General features: G+C 67.6%; 4 protein-coding genes. 1 reads left to right on the top strand and 3 read right to left on the bottom strand.

The annotated features are described in order from the left end of the window. Positions 1 to 316 precede the first annotated feature (316 nt). The 3 genes from ACYQ1L_RS07895 to ACYQ1L_RS07885 form a co-directional block, all read right to left on the bottom strand. Positions 317 to 805, bottom strand: coding sequence for an acyl-CoA thioesterase (locus ACYQ1L_RS07895; protein WP_460003660.1), 489 nt, complete (start codon positions 803 to 805; stop codon positions 317 to 319). After that, positions 798 to 2,477: an energy-dependent translational throttle protein EttA gene (gene ettA, locus ACYQ1L_RS07890; RefSeq protein ID WP_460003659.1), complete on the bottom strand. Its 1,680-nt coding sequence runs from the start codon at positions 2,475 to 2,477 to the stop codon at positions 798 to 800. Before ettA ends, ACYQ1L_RS07895 begins: the two co-directional genes overlap by 8 nt. 108 nt (positions 2,478 to 2,585) lie before the next feature. After that, positions 2,586 to 3,107 carry a DUF6993 domain-containing protein gene (locus ACYQ1L_RS07885; RefSeq protein ID WP_460003658.1) on the bottom strand — a complete coding sequence of 174 codons (522 nt, stop codon included), beginning with the start codon at positions 3,105 to 3,107 and terminating at the stop codon, positions 2,586 to 2,588. Between the two features lie 157 nt (positions 3,108 to 3,264). Here ACYQ1L_RS07885 and ACYQ1L_RS07880 point away from each other — a divergent pair, with 157 nt between their 5' ends. After that, positions 3,265 to 4,860 carry an isocitrate lyase gene (locus ACYQ1L_RS07880; protein ID WP_460003657.1) on the top strand — a complete coding sequence of 532 codons (1,596 nt, stop codon included), beginning with the start codon at positions 3,265 to 3,267 and terminating at the stop codon, positions 4,858 to 4,860. The last annotated feature ends 20 nt before the right edge of the window (positions 4,861 to 4,880 follow it).

Below are 4,880 nucleotides of genomic sequence, written 5' to 3'. Positions count from 1 at the left end.
CGAACTTGCAACAACGCGCCGCCGCACATCACCCGCTATGCGGTTCCCCCGAACCCCGGCGACCACACCCGAAACCCGGGTGCGCTCCGCCCGACGACCGCCTGTCCTCACGGCCATCGACCAATGCGACGCCCAAGTTAGACCCGCTCCCGAGGCACGTCAAGATTAATTGGGGATTTTGGTCCGCGGCTCGGCGCGGCGTGCGCGCGCATTCCGGGATCTCCGGCGTCGCGGGCACGTATATTCCAAATGCGGCATATCCTGTCCGCCGGGCAGCAGCAGTCGTCACGACCCCGCGTGCGGCGCAACAGATGCGTCAGCGGTGGGCGTAGGTGATCGACGGTCCGACGTACGGGGCCCAGGCGTCCCGCATCTCCTGCGAGATCCGGGTCGGCCGTCCCGTCGCGGCGTCGACGAGCACGATCACCGCGGTCGAGCGCGCGTAGATCACGCGCTCGGAGAACGACGGGTCGTTGAACACCTCGTAGCAGACCTCGACGCTGGATCCGCCGATCTTGCCGAACCACATCTGCACCTCGAGCGGGTGCCGCTGGTACGGCACCGGCGCGAAGTACTCGATCTCCTGACGCGCGACGAGCGTCAGCGCGCCCGCATCCAGTCCCGAGTCGAGCACCGCGGTGCTGGGCGCGTGCTCCCCCTCGCCCGGGCGCCAGAACGCCCGCACGCGCGCCTCCTCGAGCAGCTTCAGCATCGAGGTGTTGTTGACGTGGTTGAACGCGTCCAGGTCGCCCCAGCGCAGCTGGATCGGGATGTGGAGGCGCTCCTCCGCGGGACGATCAGTCACGCGTGAGCCTGCGGTGGGTGGAACGGTGCGGGTTGGCCGCGTCCGGGCCGAGCCGCTCGATCTTGTTCTTCTCGTACGCCTCGAAGTTGCCCTCGAACCAGTACCACTGGTCGGGGTTCTCGTCGGTTCCCTCGTACGCGAGGATGTGCGTGGCGATGCGGTCCAGGAACCACCGGTCGTGGGTGATCACGACCGCGCAGCCGGGGAACTCCAGCAGCGCGTTCTCAAGGGAGCTCAGCGTCTCCACGTCGAGGTCGTTGGTCGGCTCGTCGAGGAGCAGCAGGTTGCCGCCCTCCTTGAGCGTGAGGGCGAGGTTCAGGCGGTTGCGCTCACCGCCGGAGAGGACGCCCGCCTTCTTCTGCTGGTCCGGGCCCTTGAACCCGAACTTGGAGACGTACGCCCGCGACGGGATCTCGGTCTTGCCGACGAGCATGATGTCCAGGCCGTCGGAGACGACCTCCCACAGCGTCTTGTCGGGGTCGATGTTCGCCCGGGACTGGTCGACGTAGCTGATCTTGACCGTCTCGCCGACCTTGAGGTCGCCGCCGTCCAGCGGCTCGAGGCCGACGATCGTCTTGAACAGGGTGGTCTTTCCGACGCCGTTCGGGCCGATCACGCCGACGATGCCGTTCGGCGGCAGGCTGAAGCTCAGCCCGTCGATCAGGGAACGCCCGTCGAAGCCCTTCTTCAGGTTCTTGGCCTCGATCACGACGCTGCCCAGGCGGGGCCCTGCCGGGATCTGGATCTCCTCGAAGTCGAGCTTCCGCGTCCGCTCCGCCTCGGCCGCCATCTCCTCGTAGCGGGCCAGACGCGCCTTGGACTTCGTCTGGCGGCCCTTGGCGCTCGAGCGCACCCACTCGAGCTCGTCCTTGAGGCGCTTCGCGAGCTTCGCGTCCTTCTTGCCCTGGATGTCGAGGCGCTCCGCCTTCTTCTCCAGGTACGTCGAGTAGTTGCCCTCGTAGCCGATCAGGCGGCCGCGGTCGACCTCGGCGATCCACTCGGCCATGTTGTCGAGGAAGTACCGGTCGTGGGTGATCGCGATCACCGCCCCCTTGTAGGCCTGGAGGTGCTTCTCCAGCCACAGCACGCTCTCGGCGTCGAGGTGGTTGGTGGGCTCGTCGAGCAGCAGCAGGTCCGGCTTCTGCAGCAGCAGCTTGGCGAGCGCCACGCGGCGCTTCTCACCACCGGACAGGTTCGTCACCGGCGCGTCGGCCGGCGGCGTGCGGAGCGCGTCCATCGCCTGCTCGAGCTGGGAGTCGAGGTCCCACCCGTCCGCCGCGTCGATCTCCTCCTGCAGCACGCCCATCTCGGCGAGCAGGGTGTCGAAGTCGGCATCGGGATCCGCCATCTGCGCGGAGATCTCGTTGAAGCGGTCGAGCTTGGCCTTGATCGCCACGCCCGACTCGATGTTCTCCAGCACCGTCTTGGTCTCGTCGAGCTCGGGCTCCTGCATGAGGATGCCGACGCTGTACCCGGGGGTGAGCTTGGCCTCGCCGTTCGACGGCGTGTCCAGGCCCGCCATGATCTTGAGGATCGTGGACTTTCCGGCGCCGTTCGGGCCGACCATGCCGATCTTCGCGCCGGGCAGGAAGGCCATGGTGACGTCGTCGAGGATGAGCTTGTCGCCGACGGCCTTCCGGGCGCGGACCATGGAGTAGATGTATTCGGCCACGAGGGCGCTCCTTCTGTCGTGATGACGACGATCGTGGGGACCAGGCGGACGACTGCGGGGATTCCGGCTCGCAGCCTCGGGATCGACACTCCAGCCTACCCGGGGCGGCTACGGTCCGAGCGTCGCCGTCCTGCCGACGAGGCATGCGCCGCCGTCCAGCTGCGGCAGCACTGCGGCGACCGGGTCGCCGGTCGAGGGGCCGACCTGCCCGACGAGGCACTCGCGGTCGCCCCAGCGCACCGAGAACTGGATGCTCTCGGCCGGATTGCCGACCGTCGAATGATCCTCGGTCAGCTGCATCGCGGCGCGGTCGAACCCCGCTGCCGCGAGCGCATCGATGTAGGCCCGACCCGAGGCCCGCTGATCGGAGGCCCAGACCCGGTCTGTCACGGCACGGAACAGCGGGAGGTTGTCGTCGGCGCTGCCCGACGGCACCAGAGCGGGGGCCGCCGCGGCCGTCTCCGGGCGGGAGGGCGGTGCCGTGACGAGCGCTGTGCCGGCGGGTGCTGCGGGGCCGCTCGGCCCCGGGTGCGTGGCGGGGCCGCAGCCCGCGATCGACAGTGCGACGGCCAGGGCGCCCAGGGCGGCCACGATCGCCCGCGGAGCCGCGATCGCCGGACGTTTGAGCACGGATCGAGTCTACGGGGGCGGCATGGGCTTGCGGTTCACAGAATTTTGCGTGATCTTCACCCCAGAAACGTCCGAAAGGACTCGGAGTCATTAGGCATGGTGGAACCAACCCGCCGGGACAGCCGCTCCCGCAGCGCACCATCACACGGAGGAAATCATGACCGCTTTCCAGGACGACATCGAGGCCATCGAAGCCCTCAAGAAGCAGTACGGATCCAGCTGGGATGCGATCAACCCGGAGTCCGTCGCCCGCATGCGGGCGCAGAACCGCTTCAAGACGGGCCTGGAGATCGCCCAGTACACCGCCGACATCATGCGTCGGGACATGGACGAGTACGACGCGGACTCGTCGGTCTACACCCAGTCGCTCGGTGTCTGGCACGGCTTCATCGGCCAGCAGAAGCTGATCTCGATCAAGAAGCATCTCAAGAGCACCAACAAGCGCTACCTGTACCTCTCCGGCTGGATGGTCGCTGCGCTCCGCTCCGAGTTCGGCCCGCTCCCCGACCAGTCGATGCACGAGAAGACCTCGGTGCCCGCCCTCATCGAGGAGCTCTACACGTTCCTGCGCCAGGCCGACGCGCGGGAACTGGACCTGCTTTTCACGAAGCTCGACGCGGCGCGCGCGGCGGGCGACGAGACGGCTGTCGAGTTCATCCAGTCGCAGATCGACAACTACGAAACCCACGTCGTGCCGATCATCGCCGACATCGACGCGGGCTTCGGCAACCCCGAGGCCACCTACCTGCTCGCCAAGAAGATGATCGAGGCCGGGGCGTGCGCGATCCAGATCGAGAACCAGGTCTCGGACGAGAAGCAGTGCGGCCACCAGGACGGCAAGGTGACCGTTCCGCATCAGGACTTCCTCGCCAAGATCAACGCGGTCCGCTACGCGTTCCTCGAGCTCGGCATCGACAACGGGATCATCGTCGCCCGCACTGACTCCCTCGGGGCGGGCCTGACCCAGAAGCTCGCCGTCTCGGCGACGCCGGGAGACCTCGGCGACCAGTACAACGCGTTCCTCGACGTCGAGGAGATCGCCGAGGCCGACCTGAGCGACGGGGATGTCGTGATCCGCCGTGAGGGCCGGCTGCTGCGCCCGAAGCGACTGGCCAGCAACCTTTACCAGTTCCGCCCGGGCACCGGTGAGGACCGTGTCGTGCTCGACTGCATCACGTCGCTGCAGCACGGCGCCGACCTTCTTTGGATCGAGACCGAGAAGCCGCACGTGGAGCAGATCGCCGGGATGGTCGACCGCATCCGCGAGGTCATCCCGAACGCCAAGCTCGTCTACAACAACAGCCCGTCGTTCAACTGGACCCTCAACTTCCGCCAGCAGGTGTTCGACCAGCTCGCCGCACAGGGCGAGGACGTGTCGGCGTACGACCGCGGCAACCTGATGAGCGTCGAGTACGACGGCACCGAGCTCGCCCGGCTCGCCGACGAGAAGATCCGCACCTTCCAGCGCGACGGCTCGGCGCGTGCGGGGATCTTCCACCACCTCATCACCCTGCCGACGTACCACACGGCGGCGCTGTCGACCGACAACCTCGCGAAGGGCTACTTCGGCGACGAGGGCATGCTCACCTACGTCCGCGACGTCCAGCGCCGCGAGATCCGCGAGGGCATCGCCACGGTCAAGCACCAGAACATGGCGGGCAGCGACATCGGCGACAACCACAAGGAGTACTTCGCCGGTTCCGCCGCCCTCAAGGCGGGCGGCAAGGACAACACCATGAACCAGTTCAGCTGAACGCCCTCCGACCGGACCGG

The sequence above is a fragment of the Microbacterium xylanilyticum genome (assembly GCF_054654695.1).
Note: the sequence above shows the minus strand (reverse complement) of the source record. Positions and strands in the feature narration are given on the sequence as shown.

Excerpts from the sequence above, each read along its gene's own strand:
- ACYQ1L_RS07880 (WP_460003657.1), top strand. The coding sequence starts at position 3,265 with ATGACCGCTTTCCAGGACGACATCGAGGCCATCGAAGCCCTCAAGAAG.